The 21,447-nt window shown below is 59.6% G+C and carries 24 protein-coding genes; 12 read left to right on the top strand and 12 right to left on the bottom strand.

The features are described 5' to 3' along the window. The first annotated feature begins 178 nt into the window (after window positions 1-178). The 3 genes from EI969_RS30695 (at window position 179) to EI969_RS27605 (ending at window position 2,528) form a co-directional block, all read left to right on the top strand. Window positions 179-367, top strand: a complete 189-nt coding sequence (locus EI969_RS30695; protein WP_256678374.1) for a hypothetical protein — start codon at window positions 179-181, stop codon at window positions 365-367. A gap of 294 nt (window positions 368-661) precedes the next feature. Next, window positions 662-1,423: an SDR family oxidoreductase gene (locus tag EI969_RS27610; protein ID WP_160390501.1), complete on the top strand. Its 762-nt coding sequence runs from the start codon at window positions 662-664 to the stop codon at window positions 1,421-1,423. A gap of 199 nt (window positions 1,424-1,622) precedes the next feature. Further along, complete coding sequence (locus EI969_RS27605) at window positions 1,623-2,528, top strand: cation transporter (RefSeq protein ID WP_160390500.1); 906 nt, start codon at window positions 1,623-1,625, stop codon at window positions 2,526-2,528. An 18-nt stretch (window positions 2,529-2,546) separates the two neighbouring features. On the opposite strand, the gene EI969_RS27600 is transcribed toward EI969_RS27605, so the two are convergent. The 7 genes from EI969_RS27600 to EI969_RS27570 form a co-directional block, all read right to left on the bottom strand. Further along, window positions 2,547-3,680 (bottom strand): AGE family epimerase/isomerase, encoded by a 1,134-nt coding sequence (locus EI969_RS27600; protein ID WP_160390499.1) that lies wholly within the window; start codon window positions 3,678-3,680, stop codon window positions 2,547-2,549. Window positions 3,681-3,872: 192 nt separating this feature from the next. Then, window positions 3,873-4,445 (bottom strand): HupE/UreJ family protein, encoded by a 573-nt coding sequence (locus EI969_RS27595; protein ID WP_160390498.1) that lies wholly within the window; start codon window positions 4,443-4,445, stop codon window positions 3,873-3,875. Window positions 4,446-4,472: 27 nt separating this feature from the next. Further along, window positions 4,473-5,087, bottom strand: a complete 615-nt coding sequence (gene ureG, locus EI969_RS27590) for an urease accessory protein UreG (protein ID WP_160390497.1) — start codon at window positions 5,085-5,087, stop codon at window positions 4,473-4,475. Between the two features lie 23 nt (window positions 5,088-5,110). Beyond that, entirely contained in the window at window positions 5,111-5,785 is a 675-nt protein-coding gene (locus EI969_RS27585; RefSeq protein ID WP_160390496.1) for an urease accessory protein UreF, read from the bottom strand. Beyond that, the gene (ureE, locus tag EI969_RS27580; protein WP_160390495.1) at window positions 5,782-6,282 is read right to left on the bottom strand and encodes an urease accessory protein UreE; all 501 of its coding nucleotides are present in this window, start codon (window positions 6,280-6,282) and stop codon (window positions 5,782-5,784) included. The genes EI969_RS27585 and ureE overlap by 4 nt, the downstream gene beginning before the upstream one ends. A gap of 180 nt (window positions 6,283-6,462) precedes the next feature. Further along, window positions 6,463-7,095: a TetR family transcriptional regulator gene (locus EI969_RS27575; RefSeq protein WP_160390494.1), complete on the bottom strand. Its 633-nt coding sequence runs from the start codon at window positions 7,093-7,095 to the stop codon at window positions 6,463-6,465. A 171-nt stretch (window positions 7,096-7,266) separates the two neighbouring features. Beyond that, the gene (locus EI969_RS27570) at window positions 7,267-7,695 is read right to left on the bottom strand and encodes a hypothetical protein (RefSeq protein WP_160390493.1); all 429 of its coding nucleotides are present in this window, start codon (window positions 7,693-7,695) and stop codon (window positions 7,267-7,269) included. 386 nt (window positions 7,696-8,081) lie between these two features. Here EI969_RS27570 and EI969_RS27565 point away from each other — a divergent pair, with 386 nt between their 5' ends. Continuing rightward, the gene (locus tag EI969_RS27565; RefSeq protein WP_160390492.1) at window positions 8,082-10,151 is read left to right on the top strand and encodes an AsmA family protein; all 2,070 of its coding nucleotides are present in this window, start codon (window positions 8,082-8,084) and stop codon (window positions 10,149-10,151) included. Between the two features lie 89 nt (window positions 10,152-10,240). On the opposite strand, the gene EI969_RS27560 is transcribed toward EI969_RS27565, so the two are convergent. The 3 genes from EI969_RS27560 to EI969_RS27550 form a co-directional block, all read right to left on the bottom strand. Further along, window positions 10,241-10,939, bottom strand: a complete 699-nt coding sequence (locus EI969_RS27560; protein WP_160390491.1) for a hypothetical protein — start codon at window positions 10,937-10,939, stop codon at window positions 10,241-10,243. A gap of 72 nt (window positions 10,940-11,011) precedes the next feature. After that, the gene (locus EI969_RS27555) at window positions 11,012-11,785 is read right to left on the bottom strand and encodes a hypothetical protein (protein ID WP_178120859.1); all 774 of its coding nucleotides are present in this window, start codon (window positions 11,783-11,785) and stop codon (window positions 11,012-11,014) included. A 239-nt stretch (window positions 11,786-12,024) separates the two neighbouring features. Next, window positions 12,025-12,939, bottom strand: a complete 915-nt coding sequence (locus EI969_RS27550; protein WP_160390490.1) for a LysR substrate-binding domain-containing protein — start codon at window positions 12,937-12,939, stop codon at window positions 12,025-12,027. A gap of 109 nt (window positions 12,940-13,048) precedes the next feature. On the opposite strand from EI969_RS27550, the gene EI969_RS27545 reads away from it, so the two are divergent. From EI969_RS27545 to EI969_RS27535, 3 genes are all read left to right on the top strand, one after another. Beyond that, the gene (locus EI969_RS27545) at window positions 13,049-13,687 is read left to right on the top strand and encodes an FMN-dependent NADH-azoreductase (protein WP_160390489.1); all 639 of its coding nucleotides are present in this window, start codon (window positions 13,049-13,051) and stop codon (window positions 13,685-13,687) included. Then, window positions 13,688-13,993: a multidrug efflux SMR transporter gene (locus tag EI969_RS27540; protein ID WP_160390488.1), complete on the top strand. Its 306-nt coding sequence runs from the start codon at window positions 13,688-13,690 to the stop codon at window positions 13,991-13,993. It abuts the gene before it with no gap. Window positions 13,994-14,089: 96 nt separating this feature from the next. After that, on the top strand, window positions 14,090-14,980 hold the full coding sequence (locus tag EI969_RS27535; protein ID WP_160390487.1) for a triacylglycerol lipase: 891 nt from the start codon (window positions 14,090-14,092) through the stop codon (window positions 14,978-14,980). 89 nt (window positions 14,981-15,069) lie between these two features. Here the strand turns inward: EI969_RS27535 and EI969_RS27530 are convergent, their stop codons facing one another. Continuing rightward, window positions 15,070-15,957, bottom strand: coding sequence for a DMT family transporter (locus tag EI969_RS27530; protein WP_160390486.1), 888 nt, complete (start codon window positions 15,955-15,957; stop codon window positions 15,070-15,072). Window positions 15,958-16,054: 97 nt separating this feature from the next. On the opposite strand from EI969_RS27530, the gene EI969_RS27525 reads away from it, so the two are divergent. The 3 genes from EI969_RS27525 to EI969_RS27515 all read left to right on the top strand — a co-directional run bounded on the left by EI969_RS27525 (window position 16,055) and on the right by EI969_RS27515 (window position 18,432). After that, the gene (locus EI969_RS27525; protein WP_160390485.1) at window positions 16,055-16,849 is read left to right on the top strand and encodes a helix-turn-helix transcriptional regulator; all 795 of its coding nucleotides are present in this window, start codon (window positions 16,055-16,057) and stop codon (window positions 16,847-16,849) included. Between the two features lie 64 nt (window positions 16,850-16,913). After that, entirely contained in the window at window positions 16,914-17,225 is a 312-nt protein-coding gene (locus tag EI969_RS27520) for a PsiF family protein (protein ID WP_160390484.1), read from the top strand. Window positions 17,226-17,418: 193 nt separating this feature from the next. Further along, window positions 17,419-18,432: an AI-2E family transporter gene (locus EI969_RS27515; RefSeq protein ID WP_160390483.1), complete on the top strand. Its 1,014-nt coding sequence runs from the start codon at window positions 17,419-17,421 to the stop codon at window positions 18,430-18,432. A gap of 112 nt (window positions 18,433-18,544) precedes the next feature. Here the strand turns inward: EI969_RS27515 and EI969_RS27510 are convergent, their stop codons facing one another. Then, on the bottom strand, window positions 18,545-19,819 hold the full coding sequence (locus tag EI969_RS27510; RefSeq protein WP_160390482.1) for an Hsp70 family protein: 1,275 nt from the start codon (window positions 19,817-19,819) through the stop codon (window positions 18,545-18,547). A gap of 297 nt (window positions 19,820-20,116) precedes the next feature. On the opposite strand from EI969_RS27510, the gene EI969_RS27505 reads away from it, so the two are divergent. Both EI969_RS27505 and EI969_RS27500 read left to right on the top strand, forming a co-directional pair. Next, window positions 20,117-21,064 (top strand): DnaJ C-terminal domain-containing protein, encoded by a 948-nt coding sequence (locus EI969_RS27505; RefSeq protein ID WP_160390481.1) that lies wholly within the window; start codon window positions 20,117-20,119, stop codon window positions 21,062-21,064. A 27-nt stretch (window positions 21,065-21,091) separates the two neighbouring features. Then, window positions 21,092-21,397 (top strand): chaperone modulator CbpM, encoded by a 306-nt coding sequence (locus tag EI969_RS27500; protein WP_160390480.1) that lies wholly within the window; start codon window positions 21,092-21,094, stop codon window positions 21,395-21,397. Window positions 21,398-21,447: the final 50 nt, after the last annotated feature.

Raw genomic sequence — 21,447 nt, 5'->3', positions numbered from 1 at the left:
CTCCCACAGGAAATTGTGGAAAACAATATTCCCAAGCTCCTGAACCGCGACATAAAGCCGCTGCAAATAATTGTTTTGTCACGGTTTTGACTTGTCCCCGTTTGCTGTGGAACCGGCTGTGAATAACGTGGGAGTAGCTGGCTGCAGGCCTTTAAACCCGTGGCGTGCAGAGTGATGGTTGTTTTTTGATCAGGCGCTTTTGCGCAACTTGAGGGACGCTTTGTCAACCTTTTTATTGGTGATGAAAGTGAGTGAAATCGGCGTGGACAAGCCTGTGGATAAGTCTGTGGTTAAACTCTGGAAAGACCCGGCTGAAGGCCGTGGTTACTGGCTTGGCGCCATCGTCGGTTTGACCCGTCAGTCATGAAAATCGCCAGGGGCTACACGGCAGGCTATCGAGGGTCAAGCAAAAAAGTTTCAAAAAACCGCGCAAAGCCTTGTGGATAGCGGCTTGCAGCTTTTCCACTTGCCCCCAAAGACTGTGGACCGGCCTGTGGATAACGTGCGCGCACATGGCTGTAGGCCAAGCGGGTAAAGGGTTTGCGAGGATTGGTTGTTTTTTATACAGAAAGTGCGGTTGCCGCTATGGGCAAGGCCGGGCATGCTGCCTGCTGATTTTCTATTCCAATGGCTGGCGATCAGCCGAAGCAAGGAGAACACGATGTCCAACACCCTGTTTATTACCGGCGCGACCTCCGGTTTTGGTGAAGCCTGTGCCCGTCGTTTTGCCGAGGCCGGCTGGAAACTGGTGCTGACAGGCCGTCGTGAAGAGCGCCTCAATGCGCTGTGCGCCGAGCTGTCGAAGCAGACCGAAGTCCATGGCCTGGTGCTCGATGTGCGTGATCGCAAGGCCATGGAGGAGGCGATTGCCAATCTGCCGCCATCCTTTGCCAAGCTGCGCGGGCTGATCAACAACGCCGGGCTGGCCCTGGGTGTCGATCCTGCGCCCAAGTGCGACCTGGACGACTGGGACACCATGGTCGATACCAACGTCAAGGGCCTGATGTACAGCACCCGCCTGCTGTTGCCACGCCTGATCGCCCATGGGCGTGGGGCCGGTATCGTCAACCTGGGTTCCATCGCCGGCAACTATCCGTACCCGGGCAGCCACATCTATGGCGCGACCAAGGCGTTCGTCAAACAGTTCTCCCTGAACCTGCGCTGCGACCTGCAAGGCACGGGCGTACGGGTCAGCAACATCGAGCCGGGCCTGTGCGAGAGCGAGTTCTCGCTGGTGCGTTTTGCCGGTGACCAGGAGCGCTACAACGCCACTTACGCCGGCGCCGAGCCGATTCAGCCGCAGGACATCGCTGACACCATCTTCTGGGTGCTCAATGCGCCGGCGCACATCAATATCAACAGCCTGGAGCTGATGCCTGTGAGCCAGACCTGGGCCGGGTTTGCTATCGAGCGTAAGTCTTAAGACCGAGTCACGGCCAATCGCGAGCAAGCTCGCTCCCACAGGATTTTGTGTCGTCCACACAATTTGTGTGCACCTTGACCCACTGTGGGAGCGAGCTTGCTCGCGATGGCGTCGGCGCAGCCGGTGCAGGACATCAGCTAGACTCCTCCCTCAAGCAGCCCGCCACACCCGGCGGTCTAGAGGTATTAGAGGAGATCCAGTGAGTAATCGAGGCGAGCAGTCGCTGCTCAAGCAATCGACCTTCCTGATGCTCGCCGTGACATTCGCCGGGATCATCACCGGGTTTGTGTCGGGCGCTCAATCCATCCTGTTTGATGGCTTTTTTTCGTTGATCGCGGCTTTCATCAAGGTGCTGATGCTGATCACCGCCCGACTGATCGCCAAGGAAAGCAATCAACGCTTCCAGTTCGGTTCCTGGCATCTGGAGCCCATGGTGCTGGTGATCGAAGGCTGTTTCATATTCCTGGTCGCCATTTATGCCTTTCTCAACGGTGTGTTCGGCATCATCAGCGGTGGCCGCGAGGTTGAACTCGGTCTGGTGATCTTCTACGCGGCGTTCTTCACTGTCGTTGAGTTCATTTATTTCTTCTACGTCCGCCATCGCAATCGCACGCTCAATTCATCGCTGATCCGGTTCGACAACATCAGTTGGCTGGTGGACGCGATGCTGTCGGCGGGGCTGCTGGTGAGTTTCCTCATCGCGTTGCTGCTCAAGACTCAGGGTTACGACAAGTGGGCGGTGTATGTCGATCCGATGATTCTGATCCTGCTGGCCTTGGGCATGCTTCCTCCGGCGTTCAAAATCCTCGGGCCGGCCTTGCGCGATGTGTTGGGGATCGTCCCGGATCAGTTGGACGACAAGGTGCGTCAGGTGATGGAGGTGGCGAAGGTCGAGCATGGTTTCGACGATTACATCTCCTACGTGCAGAAACACGGCAGGGCCTGCTTCATCGAGATTCACATCGTATTGCCGAAGGATTACTGGCTGGACGGTGTGGGGCAACTGGACAGCCTGCGCGAGGAAATATCCGCAAAGCTCGGCGAACCGGACGCTGCGCGATGGCTGACCATCAGCTTTACCGGGGATCGCAAGTGGATTGAGTGATGGGAGTGCACCTCGACATCAGTCGAGGTACTCCGCCAACCCGCGGTAACAGGTCGCCAGGTGATAAGGCGTGGTCGACGGCATGTCGCGGCGGCTGACTTCACCGTGCTCATCACGGCATTCGTACCACCCGCCTGCGTGCAGCGAACGTTGCTGCAACGCCTGCAACTGGCGCAAAACATCGGCTTCGCTGTCCGGTCGCAGCGTCAGTGCGCGCAGGTATTCGGCCTGCGCCCAGATGCGCTGCGTGGCGTCCCGCACGCTGCCATCCGCGGCGAAGTCGAGCATCGCCCGCACGGCGCCAGTCTGTTGATCGACGCCCATTTGCTCGGTAAAGGCGAAAGCCCGCTCCAGATCGGCATGCAGCGTCGACTGGCGTAACAGCGCCGAGGATTCCAGCAGGAAATACCATTCGAACTGATGGCCTGGTTCGAACCAGTTGTCCACAGATCCCAACGGCTTCTCCATCAACACGCCACGTTGCGGATCGATGAAGCGCGCGTGCATGGCTGTGCATAACTCGACGAGCGCCTGCTGCACGTCGAGGTCTTCACGCACCGACAGGGTGGCGAGGAACGCTTCGGCCAGGTGCATCAACGGGTTTTGCAACGGGCCGCTGCCCAGCGATGCCCAGTCGCGGTCGAGCGTGGCTTCGTACAGACCGTCGTCCGTGGCGAAACGCTGCGCAATCACTTCCAGCGAGGCGTTGAGTACCGACTCGACCAATGGCTCGCGGACCTTGTCCCAGTAATGGGCGCAGGCGAACAGGATGAAGGCGTGGGTATAGAGGTCCTTGCGCTGATCCAGCGGTGCGCCCTGTGCATCGACGCTGTAGAACCAGCCGCCATGCTCGGCGTCGTGGAAGTGTCGCTGCAAGGAGCGGAACAACGCGGCGGCGCGCTCTTCGGCGCCCGGCACCTGACCGATCAGGCTGGCGAACAGGTACAACTGCCGTGCACAGGCCATGGCCCGGTAGCGTTGCGGTGGCAGCGGCCGGTGTTCGGCATCCAGCGCCTCATAGGGCAGCGCCATGTCGGCATTCCAGCCCGGACCTTGCCAGAGCGGCACGATGACGTTCAGGAAGTGCTGTTGCACCGAGGTGAACAGGGCGGTCAATTGAGGCTGGGAAGCGGAGCGGGAAACAGGCGGCATTGGCTGGCGTCGTCACGGCAGGGGCGATTGCGCGACATGTTAGCAGGCCTGAGAGTTGTGGTGTTTGTCCGGCCGCCATCGCTGGCAAGCCAGCTCCCACAGTAGTTTGCTGTGTGGCATGGATTTCATTCACACCAGAAACCCTGTGGGAGCGGGCTTGCCCGCGATGAGGCCAGTTCAGGTACTGGAGAACTAGCCCGCCAGCAACCACACCCCGGTCGCCGCCGAGGCTGCACCCGCCAGACGAACCAACGGCGCTGCAGCCTGCGGCAACACCCGCACCAGCACATAACCCGCCGCATGCAACACCGCTGTCGCCGCGACAAACCCTGCGGCATACGCCCATGGACTCGACATGGCCGGCAGCTCAAGACCATGCGCCACGCCATGGAACAACGCAAACAACGCCGTCGCACCCACTGCCAACACCAACGGTGGACGCACTGCCAACGCAACCGCCAGGCCCAAAGCCAGGACGGAAGCAGCAATCCCGCTTTCCAGCGCCGGCAGGTTCAACCCTTCAAAACCCAACATCCCGCCGATCAACATGGTGCCAACGAACGTGCACGGCAGCGCCCAACGTGCAGCACCTTGCTGTTGCGCCGCCCACAGACCGACCGCGAGCATCGCCAGCAAATGATCGAGACCACCGATCGGATGGCTGATACCAGCGACCAAGCCATTGTCGCCGTGCCCCGGATGGGCGAAGGCGAGGGCCGGCGTCAGCAGCAGGGCCAGGGCGCCGAGAATGCGTTTGAGTGTCATGGGTAAGCTTCCTTGTTGAAATCGTGATCAGGCCGCGGTCAGCAAACCCTGGCGTTCGATGAAGGCGATGATCTGTTCCAGACCCTGGCCGGTTTTCTGGTTGCTGAACACGAACGGCTTGCCGTTGCGCATGCGCGTGGTGTCACTGTCCATCAGCGTCAGCGACGCCCCTACCAGAGGCGCGAGGTCGATCTTGTTGATCACCAGCAGGTCGGACTTGCAGATCCCCGGCCCGCCCTTGCGCGGCAGCTTGTCGCCGGCCGAAACGTCGATCACGTAGATGGTCAGGTCGGACAGTTCCGGGCTGAAGGTCGCGGAGAGGTTGTCGCCACCGGACTCCACCAGGATCAAATCCAGCCCCGGAAAACGGCGATTGAGTTGATCCACGGCCTCGAGGTTGATCGAGGCGTCTTCGCGGATGGCCGTGTGCGGGCAGCCGCCGGTTTCCACGCCGATGATGCGTTCCGGCGCCAGGGCTTGGTTGCGCACCAGAAAGTCGGCGTCTTCGCGGGTGTAGATGTCGTTGGTGACGACGGCCAGGTTGTAGCGCTCGCGCAGGGCCAGGCACAGGGCCAGGGTCAGCGCGGTTTTGCCGGAGCCGACCGGGCCGCCGATGCCGACGCGCAGGGGTTGTGTGTTCATGTGATTCTCCAAAACAAGGGGCCCTAGGAACGGAACAGACGGCTGTATTGGCGCTCATGGGCCATACACGCCAGGGACAGGCCGAAAGCGGCGCTGCCGTAATGGTCGGGATCGATTTGCGTGGCGTTGTGTTGGGCTTGTTGAAGCAGCGGCAACAGTTCGCTGGTCAGGCGCTGGGCGGCTTGCTGGCCCAATGGCAAGGTTTTCATCAACACCGCCAACTGGTTTTCCAGCCAGCTCCATAGCCACGCGGCCAGGGCGTCCTGCGGGTTGATCTGCCAGGCGCGCGCGGCCAACGCCCAACCCAGGGCCAGATGGGGCTCGGCGCGTTGTTGGAGAAATGCGCGAGCAGGAGCGTCGAGTTCCGGCAAGCCATTGAGCAATTGCTGCAACGAGTAGCCCATCTGCCGGCTCTCCTGATGCAGTTCGCGGGTTTCGCGGCTGGCGCGGTGTTCTTCGCAGCGTTGCAGCAGTTCGTCCCAGTTTTCTGCCGTTGCAGCCACGCAATGAGCCAGCAGCAATGGCGCTTCGAAACGCGCCAGGTTCAACAGCAGTTGATCGCTGATCCAGCGTCGGGCGCTGTCGGGGTCATGAACGCGGCCGTTATCCACGGCCATTTCCAGCCCCTGGGAGTAGCTGTAGCCGCCAATCGGCAATTGCGGACTGGCCAGGCGCAACAGCGCCCAGGCCGGGTTCATGGGCGTACGCCGAACTGGTGCAGTTTCGGCGCGTAGTTGAAGTCTTCATCACCGTGGCGCGAATGATGGTGGCCGCCGCCATAGGCACCGTGTTCCGGCTGGAACGGCGCTTCGATGTTCACGGCAACGGCACCGAGTTGTTCGAGCATGGCCTTGAGCACGTAGTCGTCGAGCAGGCGCAACCAGCCGTCGCCAACTTGCAGGGCGACATGGCGGTTGCCCAGGTGATAGGCCGCACGGGTCAGTTCGAAAGCGTTGGCGCAGGTCACGTGCAGCAATTGTTCGGGACGGGCGCAGACACGCACGATCCGCCCGTCTTCGGCTCGCAGGCATTCGCCGTCAAACAACGGCGGCTGGCCGCGCTCCAAAAACATTCCGACGTCTTCGCCCTCGGCACTGAAACAGCGCAAACGGCTTTTGCTGCGGGCTTCGAACGTCAGGTGCAGTTCGGCGGCCCAAACGGGTTGAGGGTCGATTCTGCGGTGAATCACCAGCATCGGAAGGCTCCAGCAATGGACATTGCTCAGGCTAGAGCAAGGGGCTTGCCAATCGACGCGATGTGTAGGAAATGGCTGTGGGATGGGTCGGATAAGTTGCGAGGGGAAGGGGTTTTGGATGAAGTTGGTGCGCTGTTTTTGATTTGCGCACCAAGTTGAGGCGATGAAGCTCCCGCAGGTTTATTCGGTGCTGCCAAGCCCTTGCCAATGTTTGAGGCCGATAAAGATAAACCGCAACTGCTGGGTGATTTTAGCCTGGGGCGTCAGGTGTTCGGGCAAGGCCTCGGCGGGCGGATCGATGATGTCCGGCAGGGTGGCGAACACGCTTTTGACGATCAGGTCCGCCATGACGCTCAGGTCGGCGATGCCCAGATGCTGCAGCTTGGGCATCAATGACAAATCCGCCGCGAGGTCCGAACTGATGCCTTCACGCAAGCGGCCGATGGCCTTGCGCACCGGCAGCGAACCGCCGTATTGCTCGCGGGCGAGAAACAGGAACTGCGAACGGTTGGCACTGACCACGTCGAGAAAGATCCGCACCGAGGCATCGATGATGCCGCCCATCACGAATTCGTTGTGTCGTACCAGGCGAATGGTTTCGCGGAAGGTCTGGCCGACTTCGCTGACCAGCACCAGGCCCAGTTCATCCATATCGGCGAAATGACGGTAGAAACCGGTCGGTACGATACCGGCGGTTTTCGCGACTTCACGCAGGCTCAGGCTGCCGAATCCTCGGCCGCCGTCCATCAGGCGCCGGGCAGCGTCCATCAGGGCGTTACGGGTTTGTTGTTTCTGTTCGGCGCGGGGCAGCATCGCAAGGGTGTTTTTCTGGACGGGACGCGGCGCACTCTAGCAAATCGGCTTTGCCGGCGTCGAACGCCTGTGGGGGATCAAGCGGGGAAATGTGATATCGATCAAGCGGACCGCTGGAAAGTCAAAAGCCCAATCCGGGGATTGGGCTTTTTTTCTGGGCGGCCATGGGGCTTAGCTCAGGGCGCTGTTGCGTTCGATCACACGGTCACCACCGCCTTCAGCGAGGGTCTGACCTTGTGGCGTGCGATCCGAACCGTCGGCAGCCAGGGTCTGGCCTTGTGGGGTGCGGTCGGAACCGTCGGCAGCGAGGGTCTGACCTTGTGGGGTGCGGTCGGAACCGTCAGCAGCCAGGGTCTGACCTTGTGGAGTACGGTCCGAGCCATCCTGAGTGATTAGGCCTTTTTCTTTCAGGCGATCGTTACCGCCTTCGGCAAGGGTCTGGCCTTGAGGAGTGCGGTCGGAACCATCGGCGGCGATGGTCTGGCTGAACACGGAGCGGCTGTCTTTCACTTGAGGAGTCGCCTGGTCAGCGGCAGGCAGTGCAAAAGCGGTGCTGGCCAGCATTGAGAGGGTAAGGCTAAGCAGTAATTGGCGTTTCATGATTGTTTGCTCCTTGGGGGGGCGAAAAAGTGGGTACGAGGACAATGCTACTCTCGATAAGTCGATATAAAAGTTCATAAACGCAATGGTAATAATCAACGGAATTGATTGTTTGCTGCGCAGGCTCTAGATCGGGCGTTTCCGGCGAGTTGTCTTGCACCGGTTTGGGTATTTTCGACTCACCTGTGCCATGCAAAAGTGCGGGGCCGGTAACGCTGGATGACTGATGGGTCAGTATTGGACTGGCTGAATTCGGCGAAATCGGTCTTTCGATTAAACCTGCCGTGTTTTTATCAGTCGTAGACTTCATGGCGAGCCGCTTCCGGTTCACCGTTTCACATGTGCGCCGCAGTCGGGGCGCTCAGTCGTATCAGGAGCCCTGTGCAATGACGCGCACCCAAAAGACGTTTGTCTGGACCCTTTCCACTTTTCTGACCTTGCTGGTGGTGCTGGTATTGATCCTCGTGTTCTTCGACTGGAACCGGATCAAACCGCCGCTCAATGCCAAAGTTTCCGAAGAGTTGCACCGTGCTTTTGCCATCAACGGCAATCTGTCGGTGGTCTGGCAGTCCGAGCCCGATGAAAGCGGCTGGCGCGCCTGGGTGCCGTGGCCCCACGTGGTGGCCGAGGATCTCAGCCTGGGCAACCCGGACTGGTCGAAACAGCCGCAGATGGTCACCCTCAAGCGGGTAGAACTGCGTATTTCACCCTTGGCATTGCTGGCGCAGCGGGTGGTGATTCCGCGTATCGACCTCACCGAACCGAATGCCCGGCTGCAACGCCTGGCGGACGGGCGCGCCAACTGGACGTTCAAGTTCGACCCGAAAGATCCGAACGCCGAGCCTTCCAGCTGGGTGGTGGATATCGGCGCGATCGGTTTCGACAAGGGCCGCGTCATGCTCGACGACCAGAACCTGAAGACTCAACTCGATGTGCTGATCGATCCGTTGGGCAAGCCGATTCCGTTCAGCGACATCGTCGGCGACAAAGCGGCGAAAACCGCGCAGGAAAAGGGCTCGTCCCCCCAGGATTACGCGTTCGCCCTCAAGGTCAACGGCCAGTACCACGGCCAGAAACTTGCGGGCCAGGGCAAGATTGGCGGGCTGTTGGCGCTGCAGGACTCGGCGCGGCCGTTTCCGCTTCAGGCCCAGGTGAAGATCGCTGATTCCAGCGTCGAACTGGCGGGCACCCTGACTGATCCGCTGAATCTCGGCGCTCTGGACCTGCGCCTGAAACTGGCCGGCACCAGCCTGGGCAACCTCTACCCGCTGACCGGCGTGATCCTGCCGGATACACCCCCCTATGCCACCGACGGCCACCTGGTCGCCAAGCTGCATGACACCGGTGGCGCGCAGTTTCGCTATGAAGACTTCAACGGCAAGATCGGCGAGAGCGACATCCACGGCAATCTGACTTATGTGGCCAGTCAGCCACGGCCAAAACTCAGCGGCTCATTGCTGTCCAATCAATTGCTGTTCGCGGACCTCGCGCCGCTGATTGGCGCCGACTCCAACGCCGAGCAGAAGGCCCGTGGTGGTGAAAGTAAACAACCGACGGACAAAGTGCTGCCGGTCGAAGAGTTCAAGACCGATCGCTGGCGCGATATGGACGCCGATGTCGAGTTCACCGGCAAGCGCATCGTGCACAGTGAAAAACTGCCGTTCAACGACCTTTATACCCATCTGGTGCTCACCGATGGCGTGCTCAGCCTCGAGCCGCTGCGCTTCGGCGTGGCCGGCGGCAAGCTGGATGCGCAGATTCGCCTGAATGGCCATACCGATCCCCTGGAAGGCAAGGCCAGGCTCACGGCGCGAGGTTTCAAGCTCAAACAGCTGTTCCCCGGTTTTGAGCCGATGAAAACCAGTTTTGGCGAACTCAATGGCGACGCGGATATCACCGGACGCGGCAACTCGGTGGCCAAGCTGCTGGGCAGCGCCAATGGCAATTTGAAGATGATCATCAACGATGGCGCCATCAGTCGCGAACTGATGGAACTGGCGGGGCTGAACGTCGGCAACTATGTGGTCGGCAAGATCTTTGGCGACAAGGAAGTGAAGATCAACTGCGCGGCGGCCGACTTCGGTATCCAGTCCGGCCTGGCAACTACTCGCCTGTTTGTGTTCGACACCGAGAACGCCATCGTCTACATCGACGGCACCGCGAACATGGCGACCGAACAACTGGACCTGACCATCACCCCGGAATCCAAGGGCTGGCGCCTGATTTCATTGCGCTCGCCGCTGTATGTGCGCGGCAAGTTCATCAAGCCCGATGCCGGGGTCAAGGCCGTGCCGCTGATACTGCGCGGCGCCGGGATGGTGGCGCTGGGCGTGATCGCCGCACCAGCGGCAGGGTTGCTGGCGCTGGTGGCTCCGAGTGGGGGCGAGCCGAATCAATGTGCGCCATTGTTGGAGCAGATGAAGGCGGGCAAGGCGCCGAAGACTGTGGAGTACTGACGCCAATTCTATGATCCTACAGCACTTCACTAAGTATCTCGAAGTGCTGTGCTGCCTGTATAAGGTTTCTTTTTGTCGGTGCCAAAAAATTACCGAGAATCTTGGATTCGAATTATTTCGGCAGTAATACTGTTATCGAGATATGCGTCAACGTCAACTCTGAGGTCTTCGTACGTGGACTCGTCAAAAGTGCTGGATAATAGCCAGGTATTAAAGTCATCTTTGTTGGTTGTATCGAGCACAGGGTTGTTCAAAATGCCGATATCGAGATATTGACCGCTCTCGATAGTAATTCTCAGTGTGTGCACGGTTTTTTCGTGGTTGATAAAGGTCAATAGGATGCCAGTGCTCGTCTTTTTTTCTGAAGTGTCGCCTTTTTTGTTATCCTGGTAGCTTGTAGTTGTGTGAGCGTTAAAGCGGGTAGTTAGGGCCAATATTGATGGCGAATCCTTGGGCTGCTCCTTCAGTACGGAAAACGCATGGTCAAGTGTTTGTCGATCGTTCTCTGAAAGTACATCGCCATAAGCTTGCAGCGAGATAGTGTACAAACTTTCTTCGCTGGAGCGAGTGTTGGTTTGATCTAAGCTGCAGGTCACCCAGCTCAGGTCTGCGACAGTTTTTGTATAGGTGGACCACACCTCATCGCTGTTGGTGCTATTAGTGTCGGCTACTAAATGGCCGGTGAGGCTTGAATGTAAAATGTCATTTTTGAATTTTTCGGAGTGCTCTCCAGAAAAAATAACAATATTGCCGCTGACAATGTAGAGGTCTAAATTGGAGGTGGGCATTTTGGACTCCAGATATATTCGATTGTTAAAGTCGACAAGTTTCGTCGACTTTAACATGGCCTGTATGTGGCATTAGGCCGGTTTTAGTTTTGGGAGCTTCCTGATCTTCGATTTAGCGTCGTTCAAAAAGACTTCGCGTAGCTCTCCGCGCAAGCCGTCAAAAATGGCGTTGTCCAGATAAGTGTGCATTGCTCCTGATTTTATGGTGGTGGATTGTTTGGTGGTCTTCCAGAACAGGAAGCTTGTTGTACTTTCCTGATTGTCCAGTGCGATGGTGTTCAAAACCATATTCGCTTGCCCGTTGCTATCAAGCCATGCCGGGGCAATGTCGAACTTTGATTGTTTTCCAAGCTTTTTATTTGATTCAAATAACGTGGTCAATTTTTCATCACCCTGGATGGCGGTGATGGCTTGTTTTGCGAGGTTTGTCAGTAAGTTTGCATTGTTGCCAATTAGTCCTTTTATTACATCTATGGCGACTTGGTCCATTGTCAGGTTTATGCCCTTGATAGTCACGTCCTGAAGATTTTTGGCTTGAATTACCCAGCCCAGATCACTTAATCCTTTTGTGTAGTATTTATACCATTCAAACTGTTGTGTGGTATCCGGGTACTCTATGTCGGCTGCATTCTGCATAACCAGTTTGCAGAGGTTGACATCTGATATGAGGCTTTCAGAGAACCCCGGGAGAAATATGTTCACACTGTCGGGAGTTACAAATCCATTTGGGCCATTGTTATCGTGTGGAGGTGTGGGTGTTTCATTGAGAGATAAAAGAGATCGAATGGCTTCTGGTTTAAGAGGGGGGAGCGTATTGATAAATTCCAAGCGTTGTTCAATGTTCATATAGAATCCTTTCTAACGAGTTTTGGTGATCGTTTGGTCGCGGCTCAAGATTAAGCTGAATAAAGATAAAGTCTATTTTGATGTTGTTACTTTTAATGTTTTGGTTGGTTTGTATTCTGGCTTGCAGGGCTGCGGTGTGTAATGAGGTTTAAAGTTGAGGGCGTCTCTAGAAGTTTGAGTTGCGGGGGCGGCGCAGAGGTTTTTTATAAGTACACTCTCTGCTTAGTTGTCGAAGGTTCCTATCTTTGAAATAGGCGGGATAATTGAGTCTCCTCCTGCAACCACGCAAAAAACGCTCGAACCGGCGGATGCCGCTCGCGCCCCGGTACGCACAGTGCGCTGTAGCCGGCGCCATCGACCTGGATGTCCCTGCGGTATGGCAACAACAGGCCACTGGCCACGCTCTCCGACACAAGAATATTGCTTGCCAACACCAGGCCCTGCCCGGCAATCGCGGCTTGCAGGGCGTAGTGTTCTTCGTCGTATTCACGCACGGCGGGCTGGCCGTTCAGCCATGTTTCACCGGATCGCGCGCACCAGGCCTCCCAGCCGTGGGCATAGAGCTTGGAATTGTGCCAGCGCACGCTGATCAGCACCGGTGTGCGACTCGACGCCAGGGCCACTTGCTCGGGGGAGCCGTAGACACCGAAGGACTCATCGAACAGGCACTGGCCATACAGGTTGGGGTAATTGTCGAGGCTGTAGCGCAGCACCAGATCGACACTGGCGTCCTGATGCAGGTCGATGACTTCGCAATGGGTATCGAGGCGCACGCTGATGTTCGGGTGCCGGGCGTAGAAACGTCCCAGCCGTGGCACCAGCCACAGCGCGGCGAAGGCGGCGGTGGTGGAGACCGTCAAGTTCGCGCTGCTGCGTTGCGGGCGCAGGGTATCGACACTTTGCGCCACTTCGAGGAAGGCCCCGTGCAGGCTCTGGAACAGCCGTTCGCCGCAATCAGTCAGGCGCACCTGGCGGGGCAGCCGCTCGAACAAAGGCACGCCGAGCCAACTCTCCAGGGAGCGGATCTGATGGGACACCGCGGTCGGCGTGACGGACAGTTCTTCGGCGGCGGCCTTGAAGCTCAACAGGCGTGAGGCGGATTCGAAGGCGCGCAGGGCGGTCAGAGGCAGCGAGGCGAACATTGAACACTCCATGGATGAAATCAATTCATCCAAACTGATTTCTACTCATTTGAATAAGAGCAGCTGTGAGCTTCAAGCTGCAAGCCACAAGCCGTTTAAGTCTAGCCCTGAGGAGAGACAGATGAGTAAAATTCTTGCCGTTCATGCCAGCCCCCGTGGTGACCGTTCGCACTCCCGGCGTTTGGCGGAAGTGTTTCTGTCGGCTTGGCAGGCCCGTCATCCACACTCGCAGTTGACCCGGCGCGAAGTCGGTCGGGCGCTGATTCCGCCCGTGAACGAGGCCTTCGTGGCCGCCGCGTTCTACCCGCAGCCCGACGCTCGGCCACTGTCGATGCAGGCGGACCTGGCGCTCAGCGACGAACTGGTCGGCGAACTGCTCGGCCACGATGTGTTGCTGATTTCCACGCCGATGCACAATTTCAGCGTGCCGAGTGGCCTCAAGGCCTGGATCGATCAGATCGTCCGGGTCGGGGTGACCTTCGATCACACCCTGGACAATGGCGTGGCCCAGCACCAACCGTTGGTGCAGGGTAAAAAAGCCCTGATCATCACCAGTCGTGGCGGCTTCGGTTTCGGCCCGGGAGGTGAACTGGAAGCGATGAACCATGCCGACAAGCTACTGCGCACGGTGCTCGGGTTCATCGGCATCACGGATGTCACCGTGGTGGCTGCCGAGGGTGAGGAGTCCGCCGAGCGCACCTTCGAAATATCCTCCGCCGAGGCCGAGCAGCGCTTGCTGGCGCTGGCCGGGGAGTTCTAGATGGCCTGGCTGTTTCTGCTGGTCGCCGCCGGATTCGAAGTGACCTTCGCCATGGGCATGAAGTACGCCGAGGGCTTCACCCGGCCCTGGCCTTCGTTGATCACGGTGGTGGCCGCAGTGGGCGGGATCTACTTCCTGACCCTGGCCATGCGCGAGTTGCCGGTGAGCATCGCGTACCCGATCTGGACCGCCATCGGTTCGCTGGGCACGGTGTTTCTCGGATTCGCGCTGTTGGGTGAAAGCCTCAGCGTGATCAAACTGGTATCGGTCGGGCTGATCGTCGCGGGGGTGGCGGGGTTGAAGTAGGGTGGATGACATAGACTTGTCATCTTCACTGGCGATGCTTGGCGGATGTCTTGCATGCCGCCTTGCGTCACCACCCGACCACAAGGATGTCCGCCCATGTCGCAAGGTTCTGCCCCGCGTTACCCGCTGGTGCTGGTCCCCGGAATGCTCGGGTTCATCCGGTTGGTGCTTTATCCATACTGGTACGGGATCGTCGAGGCGCTGCGCCACTGCGGTGCGGTGGTGTTCGCCGTGCAGGTCTCGCCGCTCAATTCGAACGAAGTGCGCGGCGAGCAACTGCTGGCGCGTATCGACGAAATCCTGCGGCAGACCGGGGCCGCCAAGGTCAACCTGATCGGCCATAGCCAGGGCTCGCTGACCGCCCGTTATGCGGCGGCCAAGCGCCCGGACCTGATCGCTTCGGTCACGTCGGTGGCGGGGCCGAATCACGGCTCGGAGCTCGCCGATTACCTGCACGAGCATTATCCCCATGACAGCGTGCGTGGTCGTCTGCTGAGCTTTTTGCTGCGGGTGATCGGCGCGCTGATGGGATGGCTGGATACCGGTTACCGCGGGCCGAAGCTGCCGGTGGATATCCATGCGTCACACCACTCCCTCACCACCGCCGGCGTGGCGCTGTTCAACCAGCGTTATCCACAGGGCTTGCCTGAAACCTGGGGCGGTCACGGGCCGGAAGAGGTCAATGGCGTGCGCTATTACTCCTGGTCCGGCACCTTGCAACCGGGCATTACCGATCGTGGGCGCAATCTGCTGGACGGCACCAACCGCAGTTGCCGGCTGTTCGCCAGATCCTTCGTCCGTGAAGCCGGGCATTGCGACGGCATGGTCGGGCGCTACAGTTCGCATCTGGGCACGGTGATTGGCGATGAGTATCCGCTGGATCACTTCGACATCGTCAACCAATCGCTGGGGCTGGTGGGCAAGGGGGCCGAGCCGATCCGGTTGTTTGTCGAGCATGCGGCGCGACTGAACGCGGCAGGGCTTTAGACCGCGTTATCGTTCATCGCGGGCAAGCCACGCTCCCACAATGGAATGCGATCCACTGTGGGAGCGAGCCTGCTCGCGAAGGCGCCGGATCAGGCAACATTGACCTTACGACCCAACACCGTCGTCCAGCGCTCGGAAACAATCACCCCGCCCAGGGTCAGTACCCCACCCACCAGGTGATACATCGCCAATTGTTCATGCAGCACCACCGCCGCAATCAGCGCAGTAATCAACGGCAGCAGATTGAAGAACTGCGTGGTCCGACTTGGCCCCAGACGCACCACGGCCTGCATCCACGCCAGTGGCGCGACCATCGAAGCCAGCAGGCAGGCGTACAACACCAGCGGAATGTTGTGCAGGGTCGGGCCGACTTTCGGTGACGCGAGGAACAGTGGAAACAGCACCACCACCGCCACCAGCACTTGCAGATACAGGAGCACCAGCGGCGGCAGTTTCAGCTGCCATTTCTTCAACAGGGTGCTGTAGACCGCGTAGGCCAGGGTGGCGATCAGCATCATCGCATCGCCCAGGTTGACCCCGTGTTCGAGCAACGCGCCAAGGCTGCCGGACGACACCACCACCAGGACACCGGTGAAGGACAGCACCGCACCGGCCAGCGCGCCCATGGTCAGACGCTGGCCGAGGCTGATGATCGCCATGGCGAGCGACATCAGCGGCATCAGCGACAGGATGATGCCCATGTTGGTGGCCGAGGTCAGGCTGGCGGCGAAGTACGCCAGGCTTTGATAGACCGCCATGCCGAGAACGCCGAGGACAAACACCTTGCCCAGGTTCGGGCGGATCAGTGGCCAATGGGCGAGCACCGGTTTGAGCATGAAGGGCGTGAACAGCAACCCGGCCAGCAGCCAGCGGTAGAAACCGATCTCGGCGGGGAAGATCGCCCCGGCCGACATTTTGGTGATCACGGTGTTGCCGGCCCAGATGAAAATGGCCAGCAGGGGATAAGCGTATTGCATCGGGAAAAACCAGAACGTTAATGAAGGGCAATTATCCGCTTGTCTGGATGCAAGCCTATACTTCGATCCAGACAACCGGCCCCTGATGACGGACAGCATGAGCAATAAACACATCGACCTGCTGGAATTCAGCGAACTGCCTTCGGCGGTGTACTTCCGCTACGCCGATTTCGACGCCCACGAATATGCCGCGCCCCATCGACATCCCTGGGGGACGCTGGAATACGCCGCCCACGGCGTGCTGCACATGGACGTCGAGGGCAGTCGCTTCATGTCGCCACCGCAATACGCGGTGTGGGTGCCGCCGCAGATCGAGCATAGTTTCTATAGCCACCAGCCGGTCAACTACCGCGCCGTCTGCCTGGCACCCAAGGTCTGCGCCGATCTGCCATCGCGCGCCTGCACCCTGGCCATCAGCGACATCCTCAAGGCGATCCTCAAGGACTTCGCCGCCCGCGACGTGAAAATCCCCGAGCAGGTTGCCGACCAGCGTCTGGCCCAGGTATTGGTGGACCAGCTGCAACAGGCTCCGGTGCACGAGTGCTATCTGCCCTACGCCCGCAGCCCCGGACTGCTGGGGATCCTGGAGGCGTTGCAGGCCGAGCCCGGGGATAACCGGCCCCTGTCGCAATGGGCCGCACGCATCCATGTCAGTGAACGCACCCTGGCGCGGCAGTTCGTGCGGGAGCTGGGCATGAGTTTCGGCGAGTGGCGCCAGCGTCTGCGGTTTCTGGCGGCGATCGAAGCGCTGGACAGCCAGCGCAGCATTCAGGAAATCGCCTTCGACATGGGCTATAGCACCGGCTCGGCGTTTATCGCGATGTTCCAGCGCCAGGCCGGGTGCACGCCGGAGCAATATCGACGCAGTCACCTGGAGAACAGGAAGGTGTAACAGGGGTTGTCTACACTCCAATGCAAGGCCGTACCCCTCGGTGTGGCGACCAGGAGAAAACTCCATGAAGTTAATGCGCGTCCCTTTGTTGATGATCGGTTTGCTGCTCTGTTCCCAGGGCTTTGCCGCCAACACGGCCCAGCAAGAGAAGATGACTACCTGCAACGCCGACGCCACGGCCAAAAGCCTCAAGGGCGACGAGCGCAAAGCCTTCATGAGCACCTGCCTGAAAGCCACTCCGGCGGCAAACGATGCCGGCAAGGTCTTGACCCCACAGCAAGAGAAGATGAAGACCTGCAACGCCGACGCCGCTACCAAGGCCCTCAAGGGTGACGAGCGCAAGGCGTTCATGAGTGACTGCCTGAAGAAAAAATAATCAGCACCTGTAGGAGCCGGCTTGCCGGCGATGAAGATGACGCGGAGTATCAGGACACCGTGGTGAGCCCATCGCTGCGATGCGGCGACCCGACAAGCCAGCTCCTACAGGTCGCCCCACACAATCCCTAGTGCTCGCACCGGATCGCTGGCAGACTGCCAATCCTTTTTATGCCGTTCGTTGTTGAGGCTGTATGCCAACGTTTTCTCAGCGTCAAGTCTTGCTGGTCATCAGCTGGGTCATCATTTTTGGCGGGCTGCTGCTGGTCCTGCCGCTGCGGTTGCTGCCCAGCCTGCTCGCCGGGTTGCTGGTGTTCGAACTGGTCAACATGCTCACTCCGCAACTGCAGCGACTGATCGAGGGGCGACGTGCGCGCTGGCTGGCAGTGGCCTTGCTGGGGACTCTGATTGTCAGCGTGCTGTCGCTGATCTTTGCCGGCGCCATCAGCTTCCTGCTGCACGAAGCGGAAAACCCCGGCGCTTCCCTCGACAAGTTCATGGGCGTGGTCGACCGCGCACGCGGGCAGTTGCCACCGTTCATCGACGCCTATCTGCCGGCGAGTGCAGCCGAGTTTCGCGTGGCGATCGGCGAATGGGTCAGCAAGCACCTCAGCGATTTGCAACTGGTGGGCAAGGACGCAGCGCACATGTTCGTGACGTTGCTGATCGGCATGGTGCTGGGCGCGATCATTGCCTTGCAGCGTGTGCCCGACCTGACCAAACGCAAACCGCTGGCCGCCGCATTGTTCGATCGCCTGCACCTGCTGGTCCAGGCGTTTCGCAACATCGTGTTCGCGCAGATCAAGATCTCCCTGCTCAACACGTTTTTCACCGGGATTTTCCTGGCGGTGATCCTGCCGATGTTCGGCATCAAGCTGCCGCTGACCAAAACCCTGATCGTGCTGACATTCCTGCTCGGCCTGCTGCCGGTAATCGGCAACCTGATGTCCAATACCCTGATCACCATCGTCGGTATGTCGCTGTCGATCTGGGTGGCCATGGCGGCGCTCGGTTACCTGATTTTCATCCACAAGCTCGAATACTTCCTCAACGCGCGCATCGTCGGCGGGCAGATCAGTGCCAAGTCGTGGGAGTTGCTGCTGGCGATGCTGGTGTTCGAGGCAGCGTTCGGCCTGCCGGGGGTGGTGGCGGGGCCGATTTACTACGCGTACCTGAAGAGTGAGTTGAAGCAGGTGGGGATGGTTTGATAGGCATCTGTTGCCTGGCAGGCCCCCATCGCGAGCAAGCTCGCTCCCACAGGGACAGCGCATGACCTGTGGGAGCGTGGCTTGCCCGCGATGAAGGCACCTCGGTTCTGGATCAGTCCATCGAGCCGTAGCGCTTGGCAGCCTCGATCGCCAGACCGCTGCCGATACTGCCAAAGATGTTCCCTTCCACATGCCGCGCATTCGGCAGCATCGCCGAGACGCTGTTGCGCAGCGCCGGAATCCCGCTCGAACCACCGGTAAAGAACACCGTATCGACCTGATCGACCCGTACATCGGCGTCTGTCAGCAATTGGGTGACGCTGTTGCGCACCCGCTCGAGCAGGTTGTCGATGGCCGACTCGAACAGCGCACGGCTCAAGTCCACGCTCAGGCCCGCTTCAATGCGGTCCAGCGGCACATGGCGGTTGTCGGCGTGGGTCAGCTGGATCTTGGTTTCTTCCACTTCCATCGCCAGCCAGTGGCCGGCGCGCTGCTCGATCAGCTTGAACAGGCGATCGATACCGCCGGTGTCTTCGATGTCGTAGCGCATGCTGCCCAGGGCCAGCTGGGATTTCTGCGAGTACACCGAGTTGATCGTGTGCCAGGTGGCCAGGTTCATGTGGTGGCTGGTGGGCATGTAGGCGCCGCTCTTCATCCGGCTGCCGTAGCCGAACAGGGGCATCAGGCCTTGCAAGCTCAACTGTTTGTCGAAGTCGGTCCCGCCGATGTGCACGCCGCCGGTGGCGAGGATGTCGTCCTGGCGGTTATCCAGGCCACGACGCTCTGGCGACAGGCGCACCAGGGAGAAGTCGGAGGTACCACCGCCGATGTCGACGATCAGTACCAGCTCTTCTTTCTCGATGGTCGACTCGTAGTCGAATGCCGCGGCGATCGGTTCGAACTGGAAGGAGACTTCCTTGAAGCCGATCTTGCGCGCCACGTCGACCAGGGTGTCTTCGGCTTCCTTGTCGGCCATCGGATCGTCATCGACAAAGAACACCGGGCGGCCCAGCACCACTTCTTCGAATTCCCGACCGGCGGCGGCTTCGGCGCGGTTCTTGAGCTGGCCGATGAACAGCCCGAGCAGGTCCTTGAACGGCATCGCCGTGCCCAGGACGCTGGTGTCGTGCTTGATCAGCTTGGAACCCAGCAGGCTCTTGAGCGAGCGCATCAGGCGACCTTCGTAGCCTTCCAGGTACTCGTGCAGCGCCAGCCGGCCGTACACCGGGCGGCGCTCTTCGATATTGAAGAAGACCACCGACGGCAGGGTGATCTTGTCGTCCTCCAGCGCGATCAGCGTTTCCACGCCGGGGCGCAGCCAGCCGACAGTGGAGTTGGACGTGCCAAAGTCGATACCCACGGCACGGGCTGGAGATGCGTTGTTCATGTCTTTCAGGTTCCGGTTAAAAAACGGCCGCGCAGTGTATGTCAGTGCGCGCCAGATTCGAAGGCCGGTTATCTGCTAATTCTTCGCAGGCAATGCCTTGAAAGATGGCACATCCTCCCCAAACTACCCTGCATCAACCGGACAGCCGCGGGAGTGCTCGCAAGAAGCCCCGCCTGCTGCCGATAAACTTCTGCTGCGCCGCCCGGTCACAAACTTGAGATCGGCAAGACCAATGGCTGCAAACAAGCGCATGCTGTGGCCTGTGGCGCGACTTGATAACGGATGGTGATTCCCGCGATGGACTTCAAAGACTATTACAAGATTCTCGGTGTGGAACCGACCGCAGACGACAAGGCGATCAAGGCCGCTTATCGCAAGCTGGCGCGCAAATACCACCCCGATGTCAGCAAGGAAAAGGACGCCGAGTCCAGGTTCAAGGACGCCTCGGAAGCCTATGAAGCGCTGAAAAGCGCCGACAAGCGCGCCGAGTACGATGATTTGCGCCGCTATGGCCAGCATGGCCAGCCGTTCCAGGGGCCGCCGGGCTGGCAGAGCCGTGGCGGTTTCGGTGGTGGCGGCCAGGACACGGGCGATTTCTCGGACTTTTTCAGTTCGATATTCGGCAACCGTGGGCCAGGCTTTGGTGGTGGAGAACAGTCGCGTCGCAGCACCGGGCGTCGAGGGCAGGACGTGGAAATGGAGCTCGGGGTTTTTCTCGAAGAAACACTGTCGACCGAATCGAAGAAGGTCACCTTCCAGGTGCCGCAGTACAACGCGGCCGGGCAGCATGTGAGCAACACCAGCAAAAGCCTGAACGTGAAGATCCCCGCCGGCGTGACCGACGGCGAGCGCATTCGCCTCAAGGGCCAGGGCGCTCCGGGTGTGGGTGGCGGGGCCAATGGCGACCTGTACCTGACGATCCGTTTCGCACCGCACCCGAAATTCGACGTCGAAGGCGAGAACCTGATCATCACCTTGCCATTGGCACCGTGGGAGTTGGCGCTGGGCGCCGAGGTCGCCGTGCCGACCCTGACCGGCAAGATCAACCTCAAGGTGCCGGCCGGCAGCCAGAACGGCCAGCGCATGCGCGCCAAGGGCCATGGGCTGATGAACAAGGCCGGTGAGCGCGGCTACCTGTTCGTGCAACTGAAGGCCGTGATGCCGAAGAAGTCGGACGATGACATCAAGGCCCTGTGGCAGGAACTGGCGAAAAAAGCCGCGTTCGATCCGCGTGAGCATTTTTGATCCCTTAGAACCAAGGAGTCACTGACTATGAGCAGTCCCCTGATCGTTCAACTGGACATGGCAGAATTCTGTGAGGCGGCCGAGCTGTCGGACGTCTACGTGATCGAAATCGTCGAACACGGCATCCTCGAACCTCAGGGCGCTCAGCCCGGGGACTGGGTTTTCAACGACTACGAGCTGACCCTGGCCAAGCGCGCCGCCAAGCTGCGGCGCGACCTTGACCTGGAATGGGAGGGCGTCGCCCTGGCGCTGGACCTGCTCGAAGAAGTCCAGCAACTGCGGGCGGAGAACCGCATGCTCAAGCAGCGGTTGGGGCGGCTGGTGGTTGAATGAATTGTAGGAGCCGGCTTGCCGGCGATGGCGGTCTTGCGGGCACCATCGCC

Source organism: Pseudomonas sp. PB101 (genome assembly GCF_009764265.1).
Lineage (GTDB): Bacteria > Pseudomonadota > Gammaproteobacteria > Pseudomonadales > Pseudomonadaceae > Aquipseudomonas.
The sequence above is the reverse complement of the archived record's forward strand: the minus strand, read 5'-3'. Positions and strand labels throughout refer to the sequence as shown.

Bases quoted from the DNA above. Each gene is read 5' to 3' on its own strand.
- EI969_RS27610 (WP_160390501.1), top strand. From the start codon at position 662: ATGTCCAACACCCTGTTTATTACCGGCGCGACCTCCGGTTTTGGTGAA.
- EI969_RS27600 (WP_160390499.1), bottom strand. From the start codon at position 3,680: ATGCCGCCTGTTTCCCGCTCCGCTTCCCAGCCTCAATTGACCGCCCTG.
- EI969_RS27595 (WP_160390498.1), bottom strand. From the start codon at position 4,445: ATGACACTCAAACGCATTCTCGGCGCCCTGGCCCTGCTGCTGACGCCG.
- ureG (WP_160390497.1), bottom strand. From the start codon at position 5,087: ATGAACACACAACCCCTGCGCGTCGGCATCGGCGGCCCGGTCGGCTCC.
- EI969_RS27585 (WP_160390496.1), bottom strand. From the start codon at position 5,785: ATGAACCCGGCCTGGGCGCTGTTGCGCCTGGCCAGTCCGCAATTGCCG.
- ureE (WP_160390495.1), bottom strand. From the start codon at position 6,282: ATGCTGGTGATTCACCGCAGAATCGACCCTCAACCCGTTTGGGCCGCC.
- EI969_RS27575 (WP_160390494.1), bottom strand. From the start codon at position 7,095: ATGCTGCCCCGCGCCGAACAGAAACAACAAACCCGTAACGCCCTGATG.
- EI969_RS27570 (WP_160390493.1), bottom strand. From the start codon at position 7,695: ATGAAACGCCAATTACTGCTTAGCCTTACCCTCTCAATGCTGGCCAGC.
- EI969_RS27565 (WP_160390492.1), top strand. From the start codon at position 8,082: ATGACGCGCACCCAAAAGACGTTTGTCTGGACCCTTTCCACTTTTCTG.
- EI969_RS27560 (WP_160390491.1), bottom strand. From the start codon at position 10,939: ATGCCCACCTCCAATTTAGACCTCTACATTGTCAGCGGCAATATTGTT.
- EI969_RS27555 (WP_178120859.1), bottom strand. From the start codon at position 11,785: ATGAACATTGAACAACGCTTGGAATTTATCAATACGCTCCCCCCTCTT.
- EI969_RS27550 (WP_160390490.1), bottom strand. From the start codon at position 12,939: ATGGAGTGTTCAATGTTCGCCTCGCTGCCTCTGACCGCCCTGCGCGCC.
- EI969_RS27545 (WP_160390489.1), top strand. From the start codon at position 13,049: ATGAGTAAAATTCTTGCCGTTCATGCCAGCCCCCGTGGTGACCGTTCG.
- EI969_RS27540 (WP_160390488.1), top strand. From the start codon at position 13,688: ATGGCCTGGCTGTTTCTGCTGGTCGCCGCCGGATTCGAAGTGACCTTC.
- EI969_RS27535 (WP_160390487.1), top strand. From the start codon at position 14,090: ATGTCGCAAGGTTCTGCCCCGCGTTACCCGCTGGTGCTGGTCCCCGGA.
- EI969_RS27530 (WP_160390486.1), bottom strand. From the start codon at position 15,957: ATGCAATACGCTTATCCCCTGCTGGCCATTTTCATCTGGGCCGGCAAC.
- EI969_RS27525 (WP_160390485.1), top strand. From the start codon at position 16,055: ATGAGCAATAAACACATCGACCTGCTGGAATTCAGCGAACTGCCTTCG.
- EI969_RS27520 (WP_160390484.1), top strand. From the start codon at position 16,914: ATGAAGTTAATGCGCGTCCCTTTGTTGATGATCGGTTTGCTGCTCTGT.
- EI969_RS27515 (WP_160390483.1), top strand. From the start codon at position 17,419: ATGCCAACGTTTTCTCAGCGTCAAGTCTTGCTGGTCATCAGCTGGGTC.
- EI969_RS27510 (WP_160390482.1), bottom strand. From the start codon at position 19,819: ATGAACAACGCATCTCCAGCCCGTGCCGTGGGTATCGACTTTGGCACG.
- EI969_RS27505 (WP_160390481.1), top strand. From the start codon at position 20,117: ATGGACTTCAAAGACTATTACAAGATTCTCGGTGTGGAACCGACCGCA.
- EI969_RS27500 (WP_160390480.1), top strand. From the start codon at position 21,092: ATGAGCAGTCCCCTGATCGTTCAACTGGACATGGCAGAATTCTGTGAG.